The sequence below is a fragment of the Pseudomonas sp. A39 genome (genome assembly GCF_058145955.1).
The window spans coordinates 1-26,307 of sequence record NZ_JBYVMD010000061.1; the positions used below are offsets into that span (position 1 = coordinate 1).

Annotated in this window: 23 protein-coding genes; 7 read left to right on the forward strand and 16 right to left on the reverse strand. The window is 61.5% G+C overall.

Annotated features, from left to right (window positions below; translation table 11 throughout):
- Positions 1-107: 107 nt before the first annotated feature.
- From hflX to AC3ZU9_RS28380, 7 genes are all read right to left on the reverse strand, one after another.
- Positions 108-1,409, reverse strand: a complete 1,302-nt coding sequence (gene hflX, locus AC3ZU9_RS28350; protein WP_012721915.1) for a ribosome rescue GTPase HflX — start codon at positions 1,407-1,409, stop codon at positions 108-110.
- Positions 1,410-1,421: 12 nt separating this feature from the next.
- Entirely contained in the window at positions 1,422-1,682 is a 261-nt protein-coding gene (gene hfq, locus AC3ZU9_RS28355) for an RNA chaperone Hfq (RefSeq protein WP_003171355.1), read from the reverse strand.
- 94 nt (positions 1,683-1,776) lie between these two features.
- A complete protein-coding gene (gene miaA / locus AC3ZU9_RS28360) occupies positions 1,777-2,748 on the reverse strand; it encodes a tRNA (adenosine(37)-N6)-dimethylallyltransferase MiaA (protein WP_012721914.1) in 972 nt (323 codons plus the stop codon).
- A complete protein-coding gene (gene mutL / locus AC3ZU9_RS28365; protein WP_490091651.1) occupies positions 2,748-4,664 on the reverse strand; it encodes a DNA mismatch repair endonuclease MutL in 1,917 nt (638 codons plus the stop codon). Before mutL ends, miaA begins: the two co-directional genes overlap by 1 nt.
- The gene (locus tag AC3ZU9_RS28370) at positions 4,664-6,085 is read right to left on the reverse strand and encodes an N-acetylmuramoyl-L-alanine amidase (protein WP_012721912.1); all 1,422 of its coding nucleotides are present in this window, start codon (positions 6,083-6,085) and stop codon (positions 4,664-4,666) included. Before AC3ZU9_RS28370 ends, mutL begins: the two co-directional genes overlap by 1 nt.
- A gap of 15 nt (positions 6,086-6,100) precedes the next feature.
- Complete coding sequence (gene tsaE / locus AC3ZU9_RS28375) at positions 6,101-6,571, reverse strand: tRNA (adenosine(37)-N6)-threonylcarbamoyltransferase complex ATPase subunit type 1 TsaE (RefSeq protein ID WP_490091652.1); 471 nt, start codon at positions 6,569-6,571, stop codon at positions 6,101-6,103.
- The gene (locus tag AC3ZU9_RS28380) at positions 6,559-7,419 is read right to left on the reverse strand and encodes an NAD(P)H-hydrate dehydratase (RefSeq protein ID WP_490091653.1); all 861 of its coding nucleotides are present in this window, start codon (positions 7,417-7,419) and stop codon (positions 6,559-6,561) included. The genes tsaE and AC3ZU9_RS28380 overlap by 13 nt, the downstream gene beginning before the upstream one ends.
- A gap of 63 nt (positions 7,420-7,482) precedes the next feature.
- Between AC3ZU9_RS28380 and queG the strand changes: the two genes are divergently transcribed.
- Positions 7,483-8,547 carry a tRNA epoxyqueuosine(34) reductase QueG gene (gene queG / locus AC3ZU9_RS28385; protein WP_012721909.1) on the forward strand — a complete coding sequence of 355 codons (1,065 nt, stop codon included), beginning with the start codon at positions 7,483-7,485 and terminating at the stop codon, positions 8,545-8,547.
- Here the strand turns inward: queG and AC3ZU9_RS28390 are convergent.
- Positions 8,544-9,158: a trimeric intracellular cation channel family protein gene (locus AC3ZU9_RS28390; RefSeq protein WP_012721908.1), complete on the reverse strand. Its 615-nt coding sequence runs from the start codon at positions 9,156-9,158 to the stop codon at positions 8,544-8,546. The two genes, queG and AC3ZU9_RS28390, sit on opposite strands and share 4 nt — an antisense overlap.
- A gap of 183 nt (positions 9,159-9,341) precedes the next feature.
- Positions 9,342-9,884, reverse strand: a complete 543-nt coding sequence (orn, locus tag AC3ZU9_RS28395; protein WP_003171343.1) for an oligoribonuclease — start codon at positions 9,882-9,884, stop codon at positions 9,342-9,344.
- A gap of 108 nt (positions 9,885-9,992) precedes the next feature.
- On the opposite strand from orn, the gene rsgA reads away from it, so the two are divergent.
- Both rsgA and AC3ZU9_RS28405 read left to right on the forward strand, forming a co-directional pair.
- Positions 9,993-11,024: a small ribosomal subunit biogenesis GTPase RsgA gene (gene rsgA / locus AC3ZU9_RS28400; RefSeq protein WP_003171340.1), complete on the forward strand. Its 1,032-nt coding sequence runs from the start codon at positions 9,993-9,995 to the stop codon at positions 11,022-11,024.
- 286 nt (positions 11,025-11,310) lie between these two features.
- Complete coding sequence (locus tag AC3ZU9_RS28405) at positions 11,311-11,706, forward strand: type II toxin-antitoxin system PemK/MazF family toxin (protein WP_012721907.1); 396 nt, start codon at positions 11,311-11,313, stop codon at positions 11,704-11,706.
- Between the two features lie 63 nt (positions 11,707-11,769).
- Here the strand turns inward: AC3ZU9_RS28405 and motB are convergent, their stop codons facing one another.
- Positions 11,770-12,789, reverse strand: coding sequence for a flagellar motor protein MotB (gene motB, locus AC3ZU9_RS28410; protein WP_012721906.1), 1,020 nt, complete (start codon positions 12,787-12,789; stop codon positions 11,770-11,772).
- 3 nt (positions 12,790-12,792) lie between these two features.
- A complete protein-coding gene (gene motA / locus AC3ZU9_RS28415; RefSeq protein ID WP_012721905.1) occupies positions 12,793-13,644 on the reverse strand; it encodes a flagellar motor stator protein MotA in 852 nt (283 codons plus the stop codon).
- A gap of 166 nt (positions 13,645-13,810) precedes the next feature.
- Between motA and AC3ZU9_RS28420 the strand changes: the two genes are divergently transcribed.
- The 3 genes from AC3ZU9_RS28420 to asd are packed head-to-tail and all read left to right on the forward strand — an operon-like array spanning position 13,811 to position 17,096.
- Positions 13,811-15,346 carry an HDOD domain-containing protein gene (locus AC3ZU9_RS28420; protein ID WP_102061132.1) on the forward strand — a complete coding sequence of 512 codons (1,536 nt, stop codon included), beginning with the start codon at positions 13,811-13,813 and terminating at the stop codon, positions 15,344-15,346.
- A 57-nt stretch (positions 15,347-15,403) separates the two neighbouring features.
- On the forward strand, positions 15,404-16,219 hold the full coding sequence (locus AC3ZU9_RS28425; RefSeq protein WP_012721903.1) for a rhodanese-like domain-containing protein: 816 nt from the start codon (positions 15,404-15,406) through the stop codon (positions 16,217-16,219).
- A gap of 16 nt (positions 16,220-16,235) precedes the next feature.
- On the forward strand, positions 16,236-17,096 hold the full coding sequence (gene asd / locus AC3ZU9_RS28430) for an archaetidylserine decarboxylase (RefSeq protein ID WP_012721902.1): 861 nt from the start codon (positions 16,236-16,238) through the stop codon (positions 17,094-17,096).
- Between the two features lie 122 nt (positions 17,097-17,218).
- On the opposite strand, the gene serB is transcribed toward asd, so the two are convergent.
- On the reverse strand, positions 17,219-18,433 hold the full coding sequence (gene serB / locus AC3ZU9_RS28435; protein ID WP_012721901.1) for a phosphoserine phosphatase SerB: 1,215 nt from the start codon (positions 18,431-18,433) through the stop codon (positions 17,219-17,221).
- A gap of 133 nt (positions 18,434-18,566) precedes the next feature.
- Between serB and AC3ZU9_RS28440 the strand changes: the two genes are divergently transcribed.
- On the forward strand, positions 18,567-20,096 hold the full coding sequence (locus AC3ZU9_RS28440; protein WP_046033921.1) for an AhpA/YtjB family protein: 1,530 nt from the start codon (positions 18,567-18,569) through the stop codon (positions 20,094-20,096).
- Between the two features lie 125 nt (positions 20,097-20,221).
- Here AC3ZU9_RS28440 and AC3ZU9_RS28445 read toward each other — a convergent pair whose 3' ends face one another.
- The 4 genes from AC3ZU9_RS28445 to parE all read right to left on the reverse strand — a co-directional run.
- Entirely contained in the window at positions 20,222-20,932 is a 711-nt protein-coding gene (locus AC3ZU9_RS28445) for a PqiC family protein (RefSeq protein ID WP_043204688.1), read from the reverse strand.
- Between the two features lie 176 nt (positions 20,933-21,108).
- A complete protein-coding gene (gene parC, locus AC3ZU9_RS28450; protein WP_012721898.1) occupies positions 21,109-23,373 on the reverse strand; it encodes a DNA topoisomerase IV subunit A in 2,265 nt (754 codons plus the stop codon).
- A gap of 73 nt (positions 23,374-23,446) precedes the next feature.
- Positions 23,447-24,442 (reverse strand): esterase-like activity of phytase family protein, encoded by a 996-nt coding sequence (locus tag AC3ZU9_RS28455; protein ID WP_489096165.1) that lies wholly within the window; start codon positions 24,440-24,442, stop codon positions 23,447-23,449.
- On the reverse strand, positions 24,442-26,307 hold a 1,866-nt coding region (parE, locus tag AC3ZU9_RS28460), incomplete at its 5' end, for a DNA topoisomerase IV subunit B (protein WP_490091654.1). The genes AC3ZU9_RS28455 and parE, both read right to left, overlap by 1 nt.

The following is a 26,307-nucleotide window of genomic DNA, read 5'->3' on the forward strand; positions in this document are numbered from 1 at the left end:
TTCCAAGCCATAGCGCTCTCCATCTGATAAAGCAAAGACGCACCCACGGCGCGCCGACCAATGCTACAGAATGCCTGCCACTGCGGCACAACCGCTTTCGGAGGCTTTTATTGCAAAGTGTGTTGTTCGATGAACTCTGTCGGTACCACACCTTCACGGCTGACCAGCCGATTCAGCTCCGAGCGCGGCAATCGAACGGCCAGCAAGCTGACACCTTCTTCGTCGTGTTCTTCTTTCTGGACCGCGCCCAGCTCGAAAAACTGTGCACGCAGTCGAGCAAAACGCTGGGGCAAGCGCAAGGTGCCAACGAACAAATCACCGCCGAGCAACTCGGCAATCGCTTGTTCAAGCAACTCAAGGCCACTGCCATCTCGCGCCGACAACCATACCCGCTGGGGTTTGCCGTTCTCGTCGCGCTGGATTTGTGGCTCAACGCCTTCAAGCAAATCGAGTTTGTTATAGACCTCGAGGATCGGCAAGTCCTGGGCACCAATCTCGCCCAGCACCAGCATCACCTGTTCAATCTGCAACATGCGATCCGGTTCGGCCGCATCGATCACGTGCAACAGCAGGTCGGAATTGCTCGACTCTTCGAGCGTAGACCGAAATGCCTCGACCAGCTTGTGCGGCAAGTGACGAATGAACCCCACGGTATCGGCCAGGACAATCGGCCCCAGGTCGTCCAGATCCAGACGACGCAAGGTCGGGTCAAGGGTGGCGAACAGTTGGTCGGCCGCGTACACGTCCGATTTCGTCACGTTGTTGAAGAGCGTGGATTTGCCGGCGTTGGTATAGCCCACCAGGGACACGGTAGGGATATCTGCGCGCGAACGGCCACGTCGCGACTGCTCGCGCTGGCTGCGGACTTTCTCCAGGCGGCCCTTGATCTGGCGCAGGCGGACCCGCAGCAGGCGGCGGTCGGTTTCGAGCTGGGTTTCACCCGGCCCCCGCATGCCGATACCGCCACCCTGACGCTCAAGGTGAGTCCAGCCGCGGACCAGCCGCGTGCTCATGTGGTCAAGCTGGGCCAGTTCGACCTGGAGCTTGCCTTCATGGGTACGGGCGCGTTGGGCGAAAATATCGAGAATCAGACCGGTACGGTCGATCACGCGACACTCGAAGACACGTTCGAGGTTACGTTCCTGACTGGGCGTGAGGGTGTGATTGAAGATCACCAGATCGGCTTCTTCAGCGTGGACCAGGTCGCGCAGTTCCTCGACCTTGCCGCTGCCAATCAGGTATTTGGCGGTTGGCCGATGACGCGGCACGTTAAAAAACGCAACGGTCTCGGCGCCGGCCGAATTTGCCAACTCCTGAAACTCCTGCGGATCTTCGCGCGCCTCAGGGTCCTGTCCATCCAAGTGAACGAGGATTACTCGCTCACCACCACCGTGGCGCTCAAAGAACAAAGGAGACTCCTATCAGGCGTTACCTGGCTCAGCGTCAGCTGCATCATCACCTGCTGCGCTAGGCAGACGGATTGGACGAACGGGGACGACTGTCGAGATAGCGTGCTTGTATACCATCTGGCTGACGGTGTTTTTCAGCAGGATCACGAACTGGTCGAACGACTCGATCGTGCCTTGCAGCTTGATACCGTTGACCAGGTAGATGGAAACCCCCACTTTCTCTTTACGTAAAGTATTCAAGTAAGGGTCTTGTAGCGAATGCCCTTTTGACATGTGCCGCACTCCTTTAAGGATCAATAATAAAAAATCGGAAAATAGATAGCTTATGGCCGTCACACCCCCAAGGATAGACGGCAATTGCAAGGACTCAGCTCAATATGGAGACCGTTCCCAAGTATTTCAAGGCGCGTGACAGATTGTCGCTGTCCAGGCTGTCCAGCCAGTGTAAATCGCTCCAGCTGCGCAACCAGGTGAACTGGCGTTTCGCCAATTGGCGCGTGGCAATGATGCCGCGCTCCTGCATCTCAGCTGACGTCAGCTTTCCATCCAGATGATCCCAGACTTGGCGGTAGCCTACAGCACGTATCGACGGCAACCCTGGATGCAGGTCACCTCTTGAACGCAGTGCTACGACCTCGTCCACAAACCCCTGTTCCAACATAATTGTGAATCTTTGTGCAATTCGTTCATGCAGCACCTGGCGATTTGCCGGAGCGATGGCCAGATTCGCCACAGTATAGGGCAATTGTGACTGCCCAGATGCGCCTGCGTCAGCACTTTGCGCACTTTGTTTCAGCCGGTGTTCAGTCATGGTCTGCCCGCTCACACGCCAGACTTCCAGGGCCCGTGAAAGGCGCTGGGGGTCGTTGGGGTGAATGCGCGCGGCGGATACCGGGTCTATTGCCGCCAACTGGTCGTGCAGGGCTTGCCAGCCAAGGCGTGCAGCCTCTTCCTCAAGCTCGGCGCGCACCTGGGCGTCGGCCGCCGGCATATCCGCCAGCCCCTCCTGCAAAGCCTTGTAATAGAGCATCGTACCGCCCACCAGCAGCGGAATATTACCCCGCGCGGTGATCTCGGCCATGGCGGCCAGCGCGTCGGTACGGAAATCCGCCGCCGAATAGCTCTCGGCCGGGTCGATAATGTCGATCAACTTATGCGGATACTGTGCCAACAGCGCTTTGGAAGGCTTGGCGGTGCCAATGTCCATGTCCCGGTAAACCAGGGCAGAGTCCACACTGATCAGCTCGCATGGCAACACCTTGGTCAGCTCGATGGCCAGGTCGGTCTTGCCGGCGGCCGTAGGACCCATCAGGAAGATCGCGGGGGGCAAGGCACTCATCAACGGCCGCGCAAGAACAGCTTGTCCAGGTCGTCCAGGCCCATCTGGGTCCAGGTCGGCCGGCCATGGTTGCATTGCCCGCTGCGTTCGGTGTTTTCCATGTCGCGCAGCAAGCCGTTCATTTCCGGCAGCGCCAGGCGGCGGTTGGCGCGGATGGCACCGTGGCAGGCCATGGTGCCGAGCAATTCGTTGATGTGCGCCTGGATACGGTCACTGGTGCCGTACTCCATCAGGTCGGCGAGTACGTCGGCTACCAGCCGATTGGCCTCGGCCTGCTTGAGCAGTGCGGGGATCTGGCGGATGGCCAGGGTTTCCGGGCCCAGGCGTTGCAGTTCAAAGCCCAGCTTCTGGAACACGCTGTGGTGCTCTTCTGCGCAATCAGCCTCACGCTGGCTGACCGCCAGGGATTCCGGCACCAGCAGCGGCTGGCCACTGAGGCCTTCACTGGCCATGGCAATCTTGAGGCGCTCGTACATGATCCGCTCGTGGGCGGCGTGCATATCCACCAGCACCAAGCCATGGGCGTTTTCCGCCAGGATGTAGATACCCTTGAGCTGCGCCAGCGCATAACCCAACGGCGGAATATCTCCACCGCCCTCCGGCAAGGCGACAGGTGCACCCGGCTCAGCCCCCGGCAGCGGCGCAAAAAACTCGCGGTATGCCGCCTGGGCCTCGGCCACCGGCACCGCCGATTGCGGACGCGGCGTGTATTGGTACTGATAACCCGCCCCCGAACCGGAACCCGGCGCGGTGTACGTCGGCTGCGGCTGCGGCGATTGCAGCAGGTTGGCCGCCAGACTCATTTCGCCCTGGGGGCCGAACTCACCGGCTTCCGGGCCGCTCGGACGCACCACTGCCGTTACTATTGGGGCAGACAACTGATCATCCGGACGCACATCGCCCAGGGTGCGGTGCAAGGTGCCGTAAAGGAAGTCATGCACCATGCGCCCATCACGGAAGCGCACTTCGTGTTTGGTGGGGTGCACGTTGACGTCCACCACCGACGGGTCGACCTCGAAGAACAGCACAAACGTCGGGTGCCGCCCATTGAACAGCACATCGCGGTACGCCTGGCGCACCGCATGGGCCACCAGCTTGTCGCGCACTGCACGGCCGTTCACAAAAAAGTACTGCAGGTCCGCTTGGCTGCGGGAGAACGTCGGCAAACCGACCCAGCCCCACAGGCGCAGGCCATTGCGTTCGATTTCAATCGGCAGCGCCTGCTCCAGGAACCCCGCGCCGCAAATAGCCGACACCCGGCGAGCACGCGCTGCGTCGTCATGGGCTTCATGCAGACTGAGGATGGTCTTGCCGTTGTGGCGCAGGTGGAAGGCCACGTCGAAACGGGCCAGGGCCAGGCGCTTGATGACTTCCTGCAGGTGATCGAATTCGGTTTTTTCGGCCTTGAGGAATTTGCGTCGCGCCGGGGTGTTGAAGAACAGGTCGCGCACTTCCACCGACGTCCCCACCGGGTGGGCGGCCGGCTGGACTCGAGGCGCCATGTCGCGGCCTTCGGTTTCCACTTGCCAGGCTTGATCGGCGTCACGGGTGCGTGACGTCAGGGTCAGACGTGCTACGGAGCTGATCGACGCCAGGGCCTCACCGCGAAAGCCCAGACTCATCACGCGCTCAAGGTCTTCCAGGTCGCGGATCTTGCTGGTGGCGTGACGGGCCAGGGCCAACGGCAGGTCGTCGGAGGAGATGCCGCTGCCATCGTCACGCACCCGCAGCAGCTTGACGCCGCCCTGCTCCACGTCGACATCGATACGCTTGGCGCCTGAGTCGATGCTGTTTTCCAGCAGCTCCTTGATCACCGATGCGGGACGCTCAACCACTTCCCCCGCTGCGATCTGGTTCGCCAGGCGCGGGCTGAGCAGCTCGATACGCGACCCACTGTTCAAGGTTGATTCGCTCATTACTGTGCCGCCAATTCAGTGCCGGGGATGGTCAACACCTGGCCGACTTTGAGCTCATCGGTTTTCAGGTTGTTGGCACTGCGCAAGGTAGCGGCCGAGACCTGGAACCGCACCGCCAGCATCGCCAGGGTGTCGCCGGGCTGCACGCGATGATCACGCGGGCCCTGGGCGATTTTGCCCGAGTCACGCAGCCAGGCGATATAGGTGCCCGGTGGCGGATTCTGCTGGAAGAACTGGCGAATACCGGCACTGATCGAGCGTGCCAGCGCCTGTTGATGGCTGGCGCTGGCCAGCTTCGAGGCTTCGTTGGAGTTGGAGATAAACCCGGTTTCCACCAGGATCGACGGGATGTCCGGCGACTTCAACACCATGAACCCGGCTTGCTCCACGCGCTGCTTGTGCAGCGAGGTCACCCGGCCGATGTTGCTCAATACTTTTTGGCCAACGTTCAAGCTGGACGTCAGCGAGGCCGTCATCGACAGGTCGAGCAGCACGCCGGCGAGCATTTTGTCCTTGTCATCGAGGGACACATTGCCGGCGCCGCCGATCAAGTCGGAACGGTTTTCGCTGTCGGCCAGCCAACGCGCAGTCTCGGACGTAGCGCCGCGATCCGACAGGGCAAACACCGACGCGCCAAAGGCAGCCGCTGAAGGCGCGGCGTCGGCGTGGATCGACACAAACAGGTCGGCGCCTTTCTTGCGGGCGATTTCGGTACGCCCGCGCAATGGAATGAAGTAATCGCCGGTACGCGTCAGCTCGGCGCGATAGCCTTTCATGCCATTGACCTGGCGCTGCAACTCGCGGGCGATGGCCAGCACCACGTCTTTTTCATGTTGGCCGCGCGAGCCGGAGGCCCCCGGGTCCTCGCCACCGTGGCCGGCGTCGATCACCACAATGATATCGCGCTTGCCGGCCGGAGCCGGTGGCGGCGGTGGCAGCTTGACTTGCGGCTGCGACGGGCTGACCGGCACGGCCGGCACCGTTGCGACGCTTGGGGTTGGCGCGGGTGGCGGTGCGGCATCGGCGGCATTGTCGAACAGGTCAACTACCAAGCGGTTGCCATACTGTGCGTTTGGCGCCAGGGAGAAGCTTTTCGGGGTCACGACCTTTTTCAGGTCGATCACCACGCGCAGGTCGGTCGGCGTACGCTGGGCCGAGCGCATGGCGGTGATCGGGGTGTTGGCGGTGGAGACTTTCAGCGGCGCGGCCAGGGTCGCACCGTTGATGTCGATCACCAGGCGATCAGGCGCCGTCAGGGTAAAGACGCTGTGCTGGACCGGGCCAGACAGGTCGAACACCAGTCGCGTGTTATCCGGCGCTCGCCACAGGCGAACGCTTTTCACCTGTGAAGCAGCCAGAGCATTGACAGTCATTGCCGCAAGCAACACCCCTACGACAGCAACCAACGCGCGAAAGCGCATACCTAACCCCACCAATTATTTGAATTCCAATGCCAAAGCGGCGCACCACGACTGGCCGCGCGCGCTTTGGGGCAACAACTTCAGCTGACGTCCATGCTCATGCGGCGTAATGGTAATGGTCAGGTCCGGCTTTGGCAAAAAGCCTGTGCCTTTATCTGGCCACTCGATCAGGCACAGCGCATCTTCATCGAAGTAATCACGGATGCCCATGTACTCCAGCTCTTCGGGATCGACCAGGCGATAGAGGTCGAAATGGAACGCCCGCACCTCGCCAATTTCATAGGGTTCCACCAAGGTGAACGTCGGGCTTTTTACCGCCCCGGCGTGCCCCAATCCGCGAATGATCCCCCGGGACAGTGTGGTCTTGCCCGCCCCCAGGTCGCCCTCCAGAAAGATCAGCCCTGCCCCGGCGGTGACCTGGGCAATGCGCTTGCCGAAAGCAACCATGGCCTCTTCATCGGCCAGGAAAAGGATTACTTCAGACACGGCGACTGCTCCTCCAGCAATTGACGAATGGCGGGAATCAGGTCGCTTGCCGCCAGCCCGCGACCAAAGGTCCCCTGGCGATCCCCCGCCGTGGCGTGCAACCACACGGCCAGGCAGCTTGCCTCAAAAGCCGGCAGGCCTTGGGCGAGCAGTGCACCCACCAGGCCGGCCAACACGTCACCGAGCCCCGCCGCGGCCATGGCCGGGTGGCCTTGGTCACATCGCGAAACACGTCCGTCCGGGCTGGCAATCAAACTGCCAGCCCCCTTGAGGATAGCCACGGCGTTGAATTTCTCGCTCAACGCGCGCGCTACCTTAAGACGATCAGCCTGAACCTCGGCTGTCGACATACCCAGCAAGCGCGCAGCCTCCCCCGGATGCGGAGTGATCACGCAGTTGTCCGGTAGGACGACGCTGCCGGTGGCGAGTTGATTCAGCGCGTCGGCATCCCAGACTTGCGGCTGCTTGGCGTTGGCCGCAACGGACAAGAGGCTTTTGCCCCAAGCGGCATCTCCCAGGCCGGGACCGATCACAATGACCGAGATTTTTTCCAACAGGCTCATCAGTTGATTGGCCGAGCTCACCCCAATGGACATGACCTCCGGCAAACGCGTCAACGCTGCGGAAACGTGCTCCAGGCGGGTCGCCAGGGATACCATGCCGGCGCCACTGCGCAGGGCACTTTCGGCACTCAACAGCGCTGCGCCGCCAAAGCCGCGGTCACCGCCAATGACCAACAGGTGGCCGAACTGGCCTTTATGGGCGTCCGGGGAACGTGCGGCCAGTTGCGGCAAGTGGCCGTGCAACAGGGGCTGTACGTCGGTTATTGCGTGTTTTGTCTGCGGCATGCGTCTTCAAGCTCCGATGTCTGGCAGAATTATACCTATCTAACCTGCGGTTTCCCTTGTCTCATGCCTGCCATCACCACCGATCTGCCTGCCCTCGCCCAATCGATCAAAGACTGGGGCCGCGAGCTGGGCTTTCAACAAGTCGGCATCAGCGGCCTGGACCTGGCCGAGCATGAACAGCACCTGCAACGCTGGCTCGACGCGGGTTACCACGGCGAGATGGAGTACATGGGCGCCCATGGCAGCAAACGCTCGCACCCCGAAGAGCTGGTGCCCGGTACTTTGCGCGTGGTCTCGCTGCGCATGGACTACCTGCCCGGCGACACGCAGATGGCGCAGCTGCTGGCCAAGCCGGAAAAAGCCTATATCTCGCGCTACGCCCTGGGACGCGACTACCACAAGCTGATCCGCAAGCGCGTGCAGCAACTGGCCGACCGCATTCAGGCGCAGATCGGCCCCTTTGGTTTCCGCGCCTTCGTCGACAGCGCACCGGTGCTGGAAAAAGCCATCGCCGAAAAAGCCGGGTTGGGCTGGATCGGTAAAAACACCCTGGTCCTCAATCGCAAGGCCGGCAGTTACTTCTTCCTGAGCGAACTGTTTGTCGACTTACCGCTGCCAGTGGACCCGCCCCACAGCACCGAACACTGCGGGCGCTGCACGGCGTGCCTGGATATCTGCCCCACCAATGCCTTCGTCGGCCCCTATGTGCTGGACGCGAGGCGCTGTATTTCCTACCTGACCATTGAGCTCAAAAGCGCGATCCCCGAAGACTTGCGCCCGTTGATCGGCAACCGCGTGTTTGGCTGCGATGACTGTCAGATCGTTTGCCCGTGGAATCGTTTCGCCGGCGCCACCGCCGAAAGCGATTTCAAGCCACGCCACAACCTGGATAACGCGGAACTGGCCGAACTGTTTATGTGGGACGAGGATAAATTCCTCAGCAGCACCGAAGGCTCGCCGCTACGTCGCGCCGGTTATGAGCGCTGGTTACGCAACCTGGCGGTAGGCCTGGGCAACGCGCCGTCGAGCATTCCGGTGCTGGAAGCCTTGAAGGCACGCCAGGATTACCCCTCCGAGCTGGTGCGCGAGCACGTGGAATGGGCGCTGAACCAGCACGCTTCGCGCTAGTGCACGTCGTCGTTGTAGACGAACTTGGGCATTTCCCAGTGAAAGCGGATTGCGAGCAGGCGCAATAGAAAACCGCTGAACAGGGTCAGCAGAATCGCTTGTTCGCTGGGCAACTCCAGATAAAGGCAGAGCAAATAGAACCAGGCGGCGAGGAACGACACGCTGGCATACAGCTCGCGGCGGAAGATCAGCGGGATATCGTTGCAGAAAATGTCGCGCAAGATGCCGCCGAATACGCCGGTGATCACCCCGCTGACCGACGCCACGAGCATGCCGTGGCCCATTTCCAGGGCGGTCATGCAGCCGATCAGGGTGAAGGCCACCAGGCCCACGGCGTCGAGCGCCAGGAACAGCGAGCGCAGATGGCGCATCAATGGGGCAATGAAGATCGTCACCAGCGCGGCAACGGAGGTCAGCACCAGGTATTCCGGGTGCTTGACCCAGGTCAGCGGGTAATGGCCGAGCAACACGTCACGCACCGAACCGCCGCCCAGCGCCGTCACACACGCGATCAGCACCACGCCAAACCAGTCCATGCCACGCCGCCCGGCGGACAACGCTCCGGTCATGGCTTCGGCGGTGATGGCGATGAGGTAGAGCATCAGCAGCATGAGGGCGATCCTTGCATTGAGGCCGGCAGTCTAATCATTTGCTGATGGCACCAAAAGGGGGCGTTTGGCGAAAGACCGCGTCACGTCATCGGGGGCAAGCCCCCTCCCACATTTGACTGCGTTCACACATCAAGGTGTGGAAGGGGGCGTGCCCCCGATGAGGCCGATACAGGCGCCAAACACTCAGGCCTTGATGAAATGCTTGCGGTAATGCTGCAGCTCAGCAATCGACTCGCGAATATCGTCCAGCGCCAAGTGAGTGCTGCCTTTATGGAAGCTGTCTTTGACTTCCGGCGCCCAGCGCGCAGCCAGCTCCTTCAAGGTGGACACATCCAGATTGCGGTAGTGGAAGTAGCTTTCCAGCCCCTTCATGTGCGTATAAAGGAAGCGCCGGTCCTGGCAGATGCTGTTGCCGCAGATCGGCGACTTGCCCTTGGGCACCCACTTTTCCAGGAAGGCGATGGTTTCAGCCTCGGCCTCCGCCATGCTGATGCGACTGTCGCGCACGCGCTGGGTCAGGCCGGAGTTGCCGTGAGTGCGGGTGTTCCACTCGTCCATGGTGGCGAGTACGGCGTCGCTGTGGTGGATGGCGATCACCGGACCTTCCGCCAAGGTGTTGAGGTTGCTGTCGGTGACAATGGTCGCCATCTCGATGATAACGTCGGTGTCGGGGTTCAGACCGGTCATTTCCAGATCGATCCAAATCAGGTTCTGTGGGTTTTGCATGGCTTGATTCTCTTGGCACCTTGGCGTAGCTGCGCAGTTTAGCAGGCAGGGGCGTGCTAGACTCGCGACCGTTTTACCTAACCTTTGCATTATCGACACGGAACACCAATGGCCAAACGCCAGCTCAACCGTCGCCAAAACTGGCGCATCGAAAAGATTCAAGGCGAACGCGCCGCACGCGCCGCCAAACGTGAATCCTCCGCCGTGGAAGCGCTCGAGGGCGGCGACCTGGGCCCCGAGCAGACGGGCCTGGTGATCGCGCACTTTGGTGTGCAGGTCGAAGTCGAGGCGCTCGAAGGCGAACTCGCAGGGTCAGTGTCCCGTTGCCACCTGCGCGCCAACCTTCCTGCGCTGGTCACCGGCGATAAAGTGGTATGGCGGGCCGGCAACCAGGGTATCGGCGTGATCGTCGCCCAGTTGCCACGCACCACCGAACTGCGTCGCCCGGACAGTCGTGGCCAGCTCAAGCCGGTAGCGGCCAACGTCGACATGATCGTCATTGTGTTCGCGCCGCTGCCCGAGCCCCATGCCAACCTGATTGACCGTTACCTGGTCGCCGCCGAGCACGCGGGCATTCGTCCGCTGCTGCTGCTGAACAAATTCGACCTGATTGACGAGCAGAACGCCCCAGCGCTCAACGCCTTGCTGGCGGTGTACCGCACCCTCGGCTACCCAGTGCTGGAAGTGTCGGCGCATCACGGCAATGGCATGGAACAGCTGCAACAGCAGCTGGACGGACGTATCAGCGTGTTTGTCGGCCAATCGGGCGTGGGTAAATCCTCGCTGGTCAACAGTCTGCTGCCGGAAGTCGACACCCGCGTGGGCCCACTGTCGGAACTGTCCGGCCAGGGCACTCACACCACCACCACCGCGCGACTGTTCCACTTCCCCGGCGGCGGTGAGCTGATCGACTCCCCGGGTATCCGCGAATTCGGCCTCGGCCACGTCAGCCGCAGCGACGTGGAAGCGGGCTTTATCGAATTCAACGACCTGATCGGCACCTGCCGCTTCCGCGATTGCAAACACGACCGCGAGCCGGGCTGTGCGCTGCTCAAGGCCTTGGAAGATGGGCGTGTGCAGCAGCAGCGGATGAATAGCTATCGGTCGATTATTGCGAGTTTGCCCGAAAGCAGTTATTGAGCGGCCATTTCTTGACACATATAAATGGCGGCGCAAAGCGCGCTAGTCCATTGATTTAACGGGGGCTGGCATCAAGAATTCGAAACAACTGGGTGGCTCGTCGACGCAAGCCAGCTTGAATTCGAAATCCCTGATGCTCATAATCTCTCCGTCACCAGCGCAAGCTGGCAGGAGTCTGGATCCTTCTCGGGGTTGATCCAGCGGCGCAGAAGGGGCGAAGCAAGCTCCACTGCGCGTCGAATGAAGCCGCCTTCGGGCGGCTTTGCTTTTTGTGGGGAATTAACGATTGGCTCTCTACTATCACCCCAAACAAGGCGATGTACTGCTCTGCGACTTCACACGAGGTTTTGTTGCCCCGGAGATGCTGAAGATCCGCAAGGTCGTCGTGATATCCCCTACTGCAACCCATAATCGCAAACTCTGCACCGTGGTGCCGATCTCATCTACCGCTCCCGAGATACAGCACGACTGGCACCACTTGCTACGTACAAATCCACTTCAATCCGATGGCTACAAGGCGCTGTGGGTGAAGTGCGACATGATTTATACCGTCAGCTTCGAGCGCCTCGACAAACTCCATAGGAAGACCCGATCGAAAGGGCGCGAGTACTTCGTCCCACGCCTCTGCACCGAGGACATGCGAGGCGTCATCAGCGGTGTCAAAGCCTATCTCCCGCTCTGACCAGAAATTAAAACGCCCCCATCAGTCGGGGCGTTTTAATGGGTGGTGCCTATAGGATGTGGCTTACGACCCAGCCTTAGGCACCGTAGGATCCTTCACCCCACCCTCATCAAACAGATTCAGCTTCTGGCGCAGTTCATGCGCCGGCAATGGCTCTTGCCCTGGCGGAATGGCGTTCGGATCGGTCGGAACCTCACCCGGTGCGCCTGCACCCGGAGTGGGCGGCGGAGCCGGCTGCTGATCACCTTCAATCGCACGCTGGGCCTTTTTGGTCAGCACGACGATATCGATACGGCGGTTGATCGGGTTGAACGGGTCCTTGTGATCAAACAGCTGCGACGATGCAAACCCCACCACCCGCGCCACTTGCGGGTCCGGGTAGCTGCCGGCCACCAGCGCGCGACGTGCAGCGTTGGCACGGTTGGCCGAAAGCTCCCAGTTGCCGAAGTCGCCCTGGCCCGCATACGGCTTGGCGTCGGTGTGGCCGCTGATGCTGATCTTGTTCGGCACCGCCTTGATGGTGTCGGCCATGGCCAGCAGGATGTCTTCAAAGTACGGCTTCAGGCGCGCACTGCCGGAGTCGAACATCGGCCGGTTGGCCGCATCGGTGATCTGGATGCGCAAGCCGTCCGGGGTGATCTCGAACGAAATCTGGTCCTTGAACTTCAGCAGTTGCGGGTTTTCCTCAACCTTGGTCTGCAGTTCTTGCAGCAACAGTTCCAGCCGTTCTTGCTCGACCTGCTCCGCCATGGCCTCAACGGTATCGCGCTCGATCGGGATCTTTTCCTGAGGCGCTTCGGTTTTGACTTCCGGGTTGATAGTGCGCTCAGGCGCCAACTGCGGCGAACCGCCCAGGTCGATCACGAAGGGCGTGCCACTTTCCGAGAAACCAATGGGGTCTTTGAAGTAGCCGGCGATGGCAATCTTCTGTTCCGGCGTGGCGGTGGACATCAGCCACAGCACCAGGAAGAACGCCATCATCGCCGTCGCAAAGTCGGCGAAGGCGATTTTCCAGGCGCCACCATGGTGCCCCGCAGCGAAGCGCTTGACGCGCTTGATGATTATCGGCTGGTTGTTTTCCATGGCTTAGCGACCGCGAACCGCTTGTTCCAACTCGGCGAAGCTTGGGCGATGCTTGGGGTACAGCACTTTACGACCGAACTCCACCGCCAGCGACGGCGGCATGCCGGAAGCGGAAGCCACCAGGCTGGCCTTGATCGATTCGTACAGGTTGATTTCTTCCTTGGCGTCATGGGCCAGGGAGGTGGCCAACGGACCGAAGAAGCCGTAAGCCGCGAGAATACCGAAGAAGGTACCGACCAGTGCCGCACCGACGTGCATACCGATGGCGGCCTGGTCGCCTTCACCCAGGGAGGCCATGGTCACCACGATACCGAGTACCGCCGCGACGATACCGAAACCCGGCATACCATCAGCGATACCGGTCACGGCGTGGGACGGGTGCTCCAGCTCTTCCTTAAGGCTGAACAACTCCATGTCGAACAGGCCTTCCAGCTCATGGGGAGCCATGTTGCCGGAGGACATGATGCGCAAGTAGTCACAGATATAGGCGGTCATGCGCTCATCTTTGAGCACGGCCGGGTACTTGGCGAAAATCGGGCTGGCCGCAGCGTCCTCAATGTCACCTTCGATGGCCATCATGCCTTCGCGGCGGCTCTTGTTGAGGATCTCGTAGACCAGGCCCAACACCTCCAGATAGAAGGTGTGAGTGAAGCGTGAACCGAACATGCCCAGGGATTTCTTGACCACGTGCATCGTCATGTAGCCGGGGTTCGCCTGCAAGAATGCGCCGAATGCCGCACCACCGATGATCAGCACTTCGAAGGGCTGGATCAGCGCAGCAATTTTACCGTGGGACAGGACGTACCCACCGAGCACACTTGCGATGACGACAATGATGCCGATAATTTTAGCCATAGGAGATGAGTACTTGCGCCGTCGGGTTCATGGACATATTGGGGGGAACTGAAAACTCTTGTTCCTCTTATCGGCAAAACTGCGCCAGACTATAGCCCGTTAAGGCGAAAAGCCAGTTCGGCCCGCTCCGGGTGTGTTGACCGCAAGTGATGATCGCGCCCCAATCATGGCTAATGAAACGACAGTCCCAACTGCTAAACCTACCTCTCTCGCCGCTTGGATCAAGCGCCTGGACGATGTGCTGCTGCCTGTTCCACAGGCCAGCCACGACCGTGTGTGCAAGGGCATCCGCGACAGCCGCAGTTCATTGCGGGATATTGCCGAGCTGATGCAAGACAGCCCGGCGCTGGTGCTCAGCGTGATGCGCGAGGCCAACAGCCACACCCACGGCAGCCTGGCTGAGCCGGCAGAAAATCTCGAAGTGGCGCTTAACCGCCTGGGCCTCAAGCGCGCCGAAGAACTGCTGGCGCGCTTGCCCGCAGTGCCCGAAAACGAGATTCCCGTGGCACTGCGCCAATTGTTGCTGGTGAGCCAGCACGCTTCGCAGCAAGCCAACGGTTTGTTCGGCAGCCGCCTGGCGCGCCTGTGGCAAGACATTCACTGGGGTAGCCTGCTGTTTCTGTCGCCGCTGTGGCCGATGGCGATCGCGTACCCCAAACTCCTGGAAGAATGGGAACTGCGGGTGATCCACAAAGGCCATTCGGCCCGCGAGGTGGAACAGGCCTTATTCGGCGTGCGCCTGCTGGACCTGTGCGTCGGCCTGACCGACGCCTGGCACCTGCCGATCTGGGTATCCCAGGGCTACAAGCTGCTGTTGACCGAACAGCGTCTGCTGGTCAAGGCGCTGCATATCGCCCGCGAAGATGACTCCCTGCGCCATCAACAATTGCTCGACGCCGAACCCAACCTGCGCCGCTGGCTCAACCAGCCGGCCAATACGGTGTTGCTGGCCAACGGCCTGGCGATGTCGGCCCAGGAGTCCTGGACCTGCCCGCATACCGAGCGCTGGCAGCGCCTCACGGCGCTGTACCTGCAACAGCCGTTGGGCGAGGTGCAACAACAGGTTCACCAGCAAGCCGTCGCCAGCGCCCGCAACACGTTGATGCCTGACCTCTGGCACCCGGCGCTGTCGCTGATCTGGCCCTGGCATGTGCAGAAAATTCATCGCGGCCTGCTACCCGCGCCACCGCCCACCGCCGAGGCCCTGGCCGTGTGGCGCAAGCGCTGCACCGAGCTGCTGGTAGAGCCCAGCCGCTTTGCCAACGCCATGCACCTGACCACGTGCGCCAAGGAGGCCTTGGTGGCCAGCGGCATGCAGCGGGTCATGCTGCTGATGACCGATCGCGCGCAGAGCATGTTGCGCGTGCACCAGGTCGACGGCCTGCCGAAAGACGCAGCCAACCTGAGCCTGGACGTGGTCAACAGCACGCTGCTGCAACGCCTGCTGGAAAAGTCCGCCCAGGTGCGCCTCACACCGGACAACCATGCGCAGTTCTCGGCGCTGCTGCCGCCGATCCTGCGCCGCCTGTTTACTGGCGAACACCTGTTGCTGCGCTCCCTGAGCTGCAATGGCAAGGTGGTGATGCTGATGGTGGCCGACCAGGGTGGCGGGCCGTTCTCGGAAACCACCGTGCAGGCCTTCGGCAAAACCGCCCAATGCATCGAGAAAGCCCTGCACTGCTTTACCAACCGCAGCGCCTGATGCTTGCGCTACAATCGCGGTCCTTTAATGCCAACATTTGTGCCCAGGAGACCTCACATGCCTGACTTCTCTGGCTTGCCGCTGGTGATCGAATCCGGCGACCTGCTCGGCCGCCTGGAGGCCGAACACCTGATTCTGGTGGACCTCACCAGTGCCGCCCGCTACGCCGAAGGGCATATCCCCGGCGCGCATTTCGTTGACCCCAAGCGCACCCAGTTGGGCCAGGCGCCGGCGCCCGGTTTGCTGCCCAACAAAGCTGACCTGGAAACACTGTTCGGCGAATTGGGCCATACCCCCGACGCCACCTACGTGGTCTATGACGACGAAGGCGGCGGCTGGGCCGGGCGTTTTATCTGGATGCTCGATGTGATCGGCCACCAGAAATACCACTACCTTGACGGCGGCCTGCTGGCGTGGCTGGACGAAAAACACCCGGTCTCCACCGACGTGCCCGCGCCAGTCGGCGGCCCGGTCAGCCTGACGCTGCACGACGGCCCCACCGCCACCCGTGAATACCTGCAAAGCCGCCTGGGCGCGGCCGACCTGGGCATCTGGGACGCACGCGGCCCGCTGGAGTATTCCGGCGAGAAGGTGCTGGCGGCCAAAGGCGGGCATATCCCCGGCGCGGTGAACTTCGAATGGACGGCCGGCATGGACAAGGCACGCAACCTGCGTATCCGCCGCGACATGCCGCAGATCCTCGAAGACCTCGGGCTGACCAAAGACAAAGAAATCATCACCCACTGCCAGACTCACCACCGCTCTGGCTTCACCTACCTGGTGGCCAAGGCGCTCGGTTATCCGCGAGTCAAAGGTTATGCCGGTTCCTGGGGCGAATGGGGCAACCACCCCGACACCCCCGTCGAGATTTAAGGTTTAAGGACAGTAAATGAAAAAGCAGTTGTTTATCCTCAGCCAGTACTTGCTGCCGCACCACCTGCTGTCGCGCCTGGCAGGCTGCATTGCCGAGTGCCGCGTGCGCTGGTTCAAGAATGCCTTCACCGCCTGGTTCGCCAAGCGCTATCAAGTGGACATGTCCCAGGCCCTGGTTGAGGACCTGACCGCTTATGAGCACTTCAACGCCTTCTTCACTCGCGCATTGAAAGACGGCGCACGCCCACTGGATCAAACCCCTGGTGCGGTGTTGAGCCCCGCCGATGGCGCAGTCAGCCAGCTTGGCCCGATCGAGCATGGTCGTGTGTTCCAGGCCAAAGGCCACAGCTTCAGCGTGCTGGAACTGCTGGGTGGCGATGCGGCCTTGTCGGCGCCGTTCATGGGCGGCGATTTCGCCACCGTTTACCTGTCGCCGAAAGACTACCACCGCGTGCACATGCCACTCGCCGGCACTCTGCGCGAGATGGTCTACATCCCTGGACGTATCTTCTCGGTGAACCAGACCACCGCGGAAAACGTACCCGAGCTGTTCGCACGTAACGAGCGCGTTGCGTGCATCTTCGACACCGAACGCGGCCCGATGGCCGTGGTATTGGTGGGCGCGATGATTGTGGCGTCGATTGAAACCGTGTGGGCCGGGCTGGTGACGCCGCCGAAGCGCGAGCTGAAAACCTTCCGCTATGACGAAGCAGCACGTGCGCCGATTCACCTGGAGAAGGGTGCGGAGCTGGGTCGCTTCAAACTGGGTTCGACCGCGATCGTGCTGTTCGGGCCGGATCAGGTGAAGTGGGCGGAAGAATTGGTGGCGGGCAGCCCGGTGCAAATGGGCCAAGGCATCGCCGCGCCTAAAGCTTGACGCAAACTCAATGTGGGAGGGGGCTTGCTCCCGATGGCGGTGTGTCAGCCAACTTATCTGCTGACTGATACACCGCTATCGGGGGCAAGCCCCCTCCCACATTTTGAACTGCGTTTATTCAGTTAAAGCTGACCATCGCGGTCGCGGAAGCCCAACAGATACAACACCCCGTCCAGCCCCAACGTCGAAATCGCCTGCTTGGCCGACTGTTTCACCAGCGGCTTGGCACGGAACGCCACGCCCAACCCGGCAATCGCCAGCATCGGCAAGTCATTGGCCCCATCGCCGACCGCAATGGTCTGCTCCAGGCGCAAACCTTCCTTGTGGGCCAGTTCCTTCAGCAAGTCCGCTTTGCGCTGGGCGTCGACAATCGGCTCCACCGCCACGCCGGTCACCTTGCCATCCACCACTTCCAGCTCGTTGGCGAACACATAGTCGATGCCCAGCTTGGCCTGCAATTGCTTGGCGAAGTAGGTGAAGCCGCCCGACAGAATGGCGGTCTTGTAACCCAGGCGCTTGAGTTCGGCGAACAGGGTTTCGGCGCCTTCGGTCAGGCGCAGGGAGGCGCCGATGGCGTCCAGCACGCTCACGTCCAGGCCCTTGAGCAGCGCGAGGCGCTCTTTGAAGCTGGCGCGGAAATCGAGTTCACCGGCCATGGCGCGCTCGGTGATTGCGGAAACCTGCTCGCCCACGCCGGCCGCCTTGGCCAGTTCGTCAATGACTTCAGCTTCGATCAGCGTCGAGTCCATGTCGAACACCGCCAGGCGACGGTTGCGACGGAACAGCGAATCTTCCTGGAAGGCGATATCGACGTTCAGCTCCTGGGCCACGCTGAGGAATTCGGCACGCAGGGCTTGCGGGTCGGCCGGTTCACCGCGCACGGAGAACTCGATGCAGCCCTTGCCCTTGTCGGCCGGGGTATCCAGCGGCATGCGACCCGACAGACGGTCGATATGGTCGATATTCAGGCCATAGTGCGCGGTGATGGAGCTGACGCGCTGCAGTTGCTCGGCGGTGACCTTGCGGGTCAGCAGCGTCACGATATGGCGTTTCTTACCCTGGCCGGCGACCCACTGCTGGTAGTCCTCTTCGGACACTGGCGTGAAACGCACCTGCTGGTCCAGCTTGTAAGCCGTAAACAGGATGTCCTTGAGTACCGAAGACGCCTGTTCCGTGCTCGGGATCTCGACCAGGATCCCAAACGACAGGGTGTCGTGGATCACCGCCTGGCCGATGTCGAGAATGTTCACACCACCCTGGGCCAGCACTCCCGTAATAGCCGCAGTAAGACCCGGGCGGTCTTCACCAGTGATGTTAATCAGGACAATTTCGCGCAAGGCGCACCCCCAGGCTGGAAAAAAACCGCATTCTACCCACTTTCAGTGACCATCGGGCACAGCCAGCGCTTTGCCGGTCCTAGGGCTGTCGCTATACTGCGCGTCAACTTCACGGACCAAGAGCCGAGCGCAAGTGAACCGGCCCACGCCAGTAAAAACCGATAATTTCTTCCTGCTGATCTTCCGGGCACTGCGCCACCGCCGTGTACCGATCGCATTACGCATCGCCAGCCATAACGTGATCCTGGTCGCCCTGGCCCTGGTGATCTACGCCTGCGTGATGGGTTTGCAGTTCAAGCAGGCCATGCACGAGCAAGCCGATGCCCTGGGCGAGAGCTTGACCACCCAGACCGCCACCTCGGCGACTGAGCTGCTGGTGTCCAACGACATCCTCAGCCTCAACGTGCTGCTCAACAACCTGACCAAGAACCCGCTGGTGGCCCACGCCGCCATCTACAGCGTGGACAACCGGATCATGGCCGAGGCCGGGCAACGCCCGAAAAACGGCTTGCTGGGTGAAGCCGAAGGCCTCTACCAGAGCAACATTACCTTTCAGGATGTGAAGGCCGGCCAACTGCGCATCAGCCTGGACATGCAGCAATTCCAGCAGCCGATGACCATCAGCCTGCAGAGCATGGGGATCCTCAGCGCGATCCTGCTGGCATTGGCCCTGGCCTTGAGCTTACGCCTGGGTCGGCATATTTCCACGCCCTTGATGCAACTGCGTATCTGGCTGCGGGACATTGACGAGCACACCCCGGCCACCGACCGCCAGGATGAAATCGGCGACCTCGCCCGCCAGTTACACGCCAGCTTTGCCCCGGAACCCGTGGTGCCTGAAGTTGAGCCGGAACCGGAGTTCGACGACACCGACTACGAGCAAGAGCCGGAGTTTGAAGTACGCAACCTGCGTGATCCGGGTTTCGACGAGCGCCCTCCGGTGGCGGGCCTCAAGCCTGCGCCGCGCCATGCATTCAAGGCCGAAGAAGACGAGCTGGACGAAGACGATCCCTTTGCCGACCTGCGTGATACGTCCGCCGACAGCAGCGCCATTGCGCCCAAGCCGGCCCCGGTACGCAGCACCGAGCCGCAATACAGTGCAGTGCTCGCCGTACAACTGGGCGCCCAGGACCAACTGCGCCGCCTGCCCCGCGCCCGCCTGACCGAATTGCTGGAACGCTACCGTGACTGCCTCGACCAGGCTGCTTCGCTGTACCAGAGCGAACTGCACACCCTGAACGATGGCAGCACGTTGATGCTGTTCCACAGCGAAGACAGCGGCGAAGACTACCTGACCAACGCGATTTGCTGCGGCGAGCTGCTGCGCGCCCTGGGCCATGAATTGCAGATCGAAGTGGCCGACAGCGGCATCACCCTGCAATTGCAGCTCGGTCTGACGGTAGGCGACGACCTGTTCGGCATGAGCCAGATCGACCTGTTGCTGACCGAAATGGCCCAGGATGCATTGGCCCTCTCACAACACAGCCGCAACCTGCTGCTGGTGGAGCGCAAGATCAGCGAAGACACGCTGATCCGCCAACGCGCGCGTATCCGCCCGATTGCCAGCCCTGAGGGTGCCAGTTGCGTGGAGCGGTTGATGGAGCCATACCCGTCGATGCTGGAACGGCAGTTGGCGCGGATGCATGAGACCCGCACCAAATAAAACGGTAGAACTCATGTGGGAGGTGGCTTGCCCCCTCCCACATTGGGTCAGCGGCGCGGCTCAAACCGCGCACAAATAAAAAGGCCCGCTAACTCAGCGGGCCTTTTGTTTGTGCGCGATTCAGATCAGAACCTGAACACTTCCATGTCTGTACGGATCGGCGTAGCCATCGGCATCTTCGGCTTCTGCGGCTCTGCCGGCTTGGCCTGTACCGGGGCGCTCTGCTTGCGGGGCGCCTCGGCAATCGGCGGTTGGTTGGCCAATGGCTTGAGAGCCACCGACAACTGCTGCGCCAAATGCTGCAACAACACGCCCTGTGCCTGGACCTGGGACGCGGTGCTACCGGTGTGTTCTTCCTGCAGGTGCACGATGCGGTTATCGCGTACCTGGCCACGACGGTCGATCAAGCGCCATTGCGCATCGAGGATCGCCGGTTGCGACGTACCGGAGTCGAGCCGGGTAATGGTCAGCAAGACCTGTACATCCGGCGAAAAACCGGCTGGCGCCGGCGCCAGGACCACACGCTGACTGTCCAACTGACCCGCCACCTGGCGCAACATCAGTTGGTTGATGTCGGACGATAAACTGCCCGCCCAACGACCATCGGTGGAACCTTGCAGGCTGCCGTCGTTCTGACGTTGCAGAAGGGTTTCACGTTGCAGGTAGTCGGCGACGACCACCGGGCCCAGCAACACCGCCATGCCGGCAGTCTGCGCAGGTTGAGCTGGACTTCCGCTGTCCAACTGGTACAGCGACACCGGCTGGTGTGTGCTGCAACCCGCCAGGCCCAAAAGGCCAGCGAGCATGAAAATAAAAGGAAGGCGTGGAGCAGTCATCATCCCATCCAGGTGGCTGCCACAAGGCGAACCACAATGTAATACTAAAAATAACCTAAACACGCTCGGCCACGCCGGCGCTGGAAAGGCCATATCATCCGTGAATATGCGCCATGACTCCAGCGCCAAAGCGTCGATCTACGCGTTAAATCGTAGATCGAGGGCTCTAAAACGCGTTAAACCGGCGTTTCCACCAGCAACGCATCCACTCGCTGGAAGCCCCGAGGCAGTTTGTTACCACGCCGACCACGCTCGCCCTTGTAGTGCTCAAGGTCGTCGGGACGCAGTGACAACGTGCGTTTCCCGGCCTGAAGCACCAAGGTCGAGCCTTCCGGGATCACTGCGATGTCGGTCACGTACTCTTCGCGACTGGCCACCCGCTCGCCGGGAATACCAATGATCTTGTTACCCTTACCTTTGCCCAACTGCGGCAAGTCGCTGATTTTGAACACCAACAAACGCCCTTCAGTGGTCACCGACGCCAGCCAGTTGCTCTCACGGTCGTCCACTGGCCGCGGCAGGATCACCTTGGCGTTGTTCGGCAAGCTCAGCAAGGCCTTGCCCGCTTTGTTCTTGGCCTGCAGGTCTTCACCCTTGACCACAAAACCGTAACCCGCGTCGGAGGCGATCACGTAAAGCGCGTCGTCGTCCGGCAGCAGCACACATTCAAAATTCGCCCCCGGCGGCGGCGTAAGTCGCCCCGTCAACGGCTCGCCCTGCCCCCGTGCCGATGGCAAGGTGTGGGCCGGCACCGAATAACTGCGTCCGGTGGAGTCGATAAACACCGCAAACTGGTTGGAACGCCCGGCGGCAGCGGTCTTGAACCCGTCACCCGCCTTGTACGACAAACCAGTGGCGTCAATATCATGCCCCTTGGCGGAACGAACCCAACCCTTTTCCGACAGAACGACGGTAATTTTCTCGTTCGGCAGCAGCTCGGTTTCGGTCAGCGCTTTCGCCTCTGCACGCTGCACGATCGGCGAACGACGGTCATCGCCATAGGTTTCGGCGTCTTTGATCAGCTCGCTGCGCACCAGCTTCTTGAGCTTGGCTTCGCTGCCCAACAGCGCTTGCAGCTTGGCTTGTTCCTTGAGCAACGCGTCCTGTTCGTCACGCAGCTTCATTTCTTCCAGTCGCGCCAATTGGCGCAAGCGGGTGTCGAGGATGTAGTCAGCCTGGATTTCGCTCAGCTCGAAACGCGCGATCAGCTCGGCTTTCGGGTGCTCGGCGGTACGAATGATGTGGATCACTTCGTCCAGGTTGAGGTAGGCGATCAGCAAGCCGTCCAACAGGTGCAAGCGGCGCTCAACCTTATCCAGACGGAATTGCAGGCGGCGGCGCACGGTATTGATCCGGAACTCCAGCCACTCCACCAGCAGGTTGCGCAGGTTTTTCAGCTGCGGCTTACCGTCCAGGCCGATGATATTGACGTTGACCCGGTAGCTGGACTCCAGCTCAGTGCTGGCGAACAGGTGTTGCATCAGCACTTCGTGGTCGACCCGGCTGTTGGTCGGGATGATCACGATGCGGCATGGGTTTTCGTGGTCGGACTCGTCACGCAGGTCGGCGACCTGCGGCAGTTTCGACGGTTTGGCCTGCATCAACGCGGCGATCTGCTCCAGCACCTTGGCGCCCGACACCTGGTGCGGCAGCGCGGTGACGATAATGTCGCCATCCTCGATGTGGTACACGGCACGCATGCGCACCGAGCCCTTACCGGTTTCGTACATCTTCAGCAGGTCGGCACGCGGCGTGATGATTTCCGCTTCGGTCGGGTAGTCCGGGCCTTGGATGTGCTCGCAGAGTTGCTCCACCGTGGCCTTTGGTTCATCAAGCAAACGCACGCAGGCCGTGGCGACTTCCCGCAGGTTGTGCGGTGGTACATCGGTGGCCATACCGACGGCGATACCGGTGGTGCCATTGAGCAGGATATTCGGCAAACGTGCCGGCAACACCAGCGGTTCGTCGAGAGTGCCGTCAAAGTTCGGCCCCCAGTCCGCAGTGCCCTGCCCCAGCTCGCTCAGCAGTACTTCCGAGTAACGCGACAGACGCGCTTCGGTGTAACGCATCGCGGCGAAGGACTTTGGATCATCCGGCGCACCCCAGTTGCCCTGGCCGTCCACCAGCGTGTAGCGGTAGCTGAACGGCTGGGCCATCAGCACCATGGCTTCGTAGCACGCCGAGTCGCCGTGGGGGTGGAACTTACCGAGCACGTCACCGACGGTACGCGCCGATTTCTTGTGCTTGGAATCGGCGTCCAGGCCCAACTCACTCATGGCGTAGATAATGCGCCGCTGTACAGGCTTCAGGCCGTCGCCGATATGCGGCAGGGCACGGTCCATGATCACGTACATGGAGTAGTTGAGGTAGGCATTTTCGGTGAAGTCAGCCAGCGACCGGCGTTCTACGCCGTCTAAGCTGTCTGCGAGGATGTCACTCATGCGGGCCTCATCATTGTTTGGTAAGGCGCAGCGGAACTGCCGCTGCACCGGGTCAATTCAAAAAAAGCGGGGCTCATGGCTGGGCGCTCCAGCCGCCGGCAGGGGCGGCGAAACGATAGACCACGGGGCGTTTTTCACCATCGGCGCGCGCGCCGAAATTATTGTCGATACCCAGCCAGGCACCCTCGGCATCCACCACCAGGGCTTCGGCCAGGCCATAGGCTTGGGGGTAACGCCGTTCGGGCGTCAACGTCTCATCGGCAAACGACCAGCACAGTTCGACCTTGGCCGTGGCCGCATCGCGCCGGCAAATCTGGAACGCATTGCGCTCAAGGGTGAACAGCTTGCCGTTGAACAGCGCCAGGTCGGCGAAGTCCTTGGACACCGCCTTGGCATTGGGGAACTTGGCCGGCTGCACTTCCTGGCCGGCCTCGCTCAACAACACACACGGACCGTCACAGTCCCACAGGCTTTGCGGACGCTTGATCGAAATCAGCCCGCGTCGCTCACGCTCGGCCGCCAACCATATCTGATTGCCTTCGGGGTTGATCGCCAGGCCTTCAAACAACGCGTTGAAGTGCAGCAACATGCCGCTCGCCCGGGCCTCCCTGACCATGCTCGGGGCAATCTTCAACCACTGCGGCGCACCGGTCACCGGCACTTGCAGCACCGCCGCATGGGCTTCGCTGACGATGTAGCGGTTACCGGCGGCGTCGCAGGTGATGCCTTCGAAATCCAGGTCGCCACCGCGAATCAACGAGGCGGCTTTGGTGCGCGAACGCAAGCCCCAAGGCAGCCCGGACTCCGGCACCGGCGGCACGTCGATCTTGACCGTTTCGGCTTGCCAGGTCGGCGCGCTGATATCCAGGCGGTAGATCTGGTCGTCATCACGGTCGGAGACTGTCCACAATGCCTGGCCACACAGCGCCAGGCCCGACAGGTTTCCGCCGCGCATGCCGTCCACCGGGTGTTCGGACACCAGCTTGAGCTCAGCCACGGGCGCGGCAACCACGTGGGTGGTCACCAGCCCGCTCACTATCAGGATCGCCAGGGCGAAACCTGTGCGCATCAGCCCAGAACCTCAGCCAGGTTGCCTTTGGATTCCAGCCAGGACTTGCGGTCCGGCGCGCGTTTCTTCGCCAGCAACATGTCCATCATTTCCGAGGTGGCGGCGAAGTCATCCAGGGTCAACTGCACCAGGCGCCGGGTGTTCGGGTCCATGGTGGTTTCGCGCAGTTGCGGCGGGTTCATTTCACCCAGGCCTTTGAATCGCGTGACCTGTGGCTTGCCGCGTTTTTTCTCGGCCACCAGGCGGTCGAGAATGCCGTCACGCTCGGCCTCGTCCAGGGCGTAGAAAATCTCTTTGCCCAGGTCGATGCGGTACAGCGGCGGCATGGCGACGTAGACGTGACCGGCATCCACCAACGGGCGGAAATGCTGGACGAACAGCGCGCACAGCAAGGTGGCGATGTGCAGGCCGTCGGAGTCGGCGTCGGCGAGGATGCAGATTTTGCCGTAACGCAGTTGACTCATGTCCGCCGCGCCTGGATCAACGCCAATGGCCACGGCGATGTTGTGCACTTCCTGGCTGGCCAGGACTTCGCTGCCGTCGACTTCCCAGGTATTGAGGATCTTGCCGCGCAACGGCAGGATCGCCTGGAATTCTTTGTCCCGCGCTTGTTTGGCGGAACCGCCGGCGGAATCACCTTCCACCAGGAACAGCTCGGAGCGCATCGGGTCCTGCCCGGCGCAATCAGCCAGCTTGCCGGGCAGCGCCGGGCCCTGGGTGATGCGCTTGCGCTCGACCTTCTTGCTGGCTTTCAAACGACGGCCGGCGTTGTTGATCGCCAGCTCGGCCAGGGCCAGGCCCAATTCCGGGTGCTCGTTGAGCCACAGGCTGAAGGCATCCTTGACCACACCGGAAACAAACGCCGCCGCCTCACGGGACGACAGGCGCTCTTTGGTCTGGCCAGAGAACTGCGGCTCCTGCATTTTCATCGACAGCACGAACGCAATGCGCTCCCACACGTCTTCCGGCGCCAGCTTCACGCCACGCGGCAAGAGGCTGCGGTATTCGCAGAATTCGCGCATGGCATCCAGCAAACCTTGGCGCAAACCGTTGACGTGGGTGCCCCCCTGGGCGGTAGGGATCAGGTTGACGTAGCTTTCCTGCACGCTGTCGCCGCCTTCCGGCAACCACAGCAGCGCCCAGTCGACTGCTTCTTTATTACCGGCCAGGCTGCCGCAGAACGGCTCGTTGGGCAGGCGTTCAAAATCGCTGACGGAGTCTTCCAGGTAGGAGCGCAGGCCGTCTTCGTAGTGCCACTCGACCTTCTCGTTCGTGCCTTTGTCTTCAAAGGTCACCAGCAGGCCCGGGCACAGCACGGCCTTGGCCTTGAGCACGTGCTTGAGGCGGCTGATGGAGAATTTCGGTGAATCGAAGTATTTCGGGTCCGGGGCAAAGTACACGCTGGTGCCGGTATTGCGCTTGCCAACGGTGCCGATCACCTGCAGGTCGGTGGCTTTATAGCCATCGGCAAAGGTCATCTCGTACTCGTTGCCGTCGCGCTTGACCTTGACCCGCACGTGGTTGGACAGGGCGTTGACCACGGAAATACCCACACCGTGCAAGCCACCGGAGAACTGGTAGTTCTTATTGGAGAACTTGCCGCCGGCGTGCAGCTTGGTGAGGATCAGCTCAACGCCCGACACCCCCTCTTCCGGGTGAATGTCCACCGGCATGCCGCGACCATCGTCGGACACTTCCAGGGAGTGGTCAGCGTGAAGGATGACATGCACCGATTTGGCGTGCCCGGCCAAGGCTTCGTCGACGCTGTTGTCGATGACTTCCTGGGCAAGGTGGTTCGGCCGACTGGTGTCGGTGTACATGCCGGGGCGTTTGCGCACCGGGTCGAGGCCCGAGAGGACTTCGAT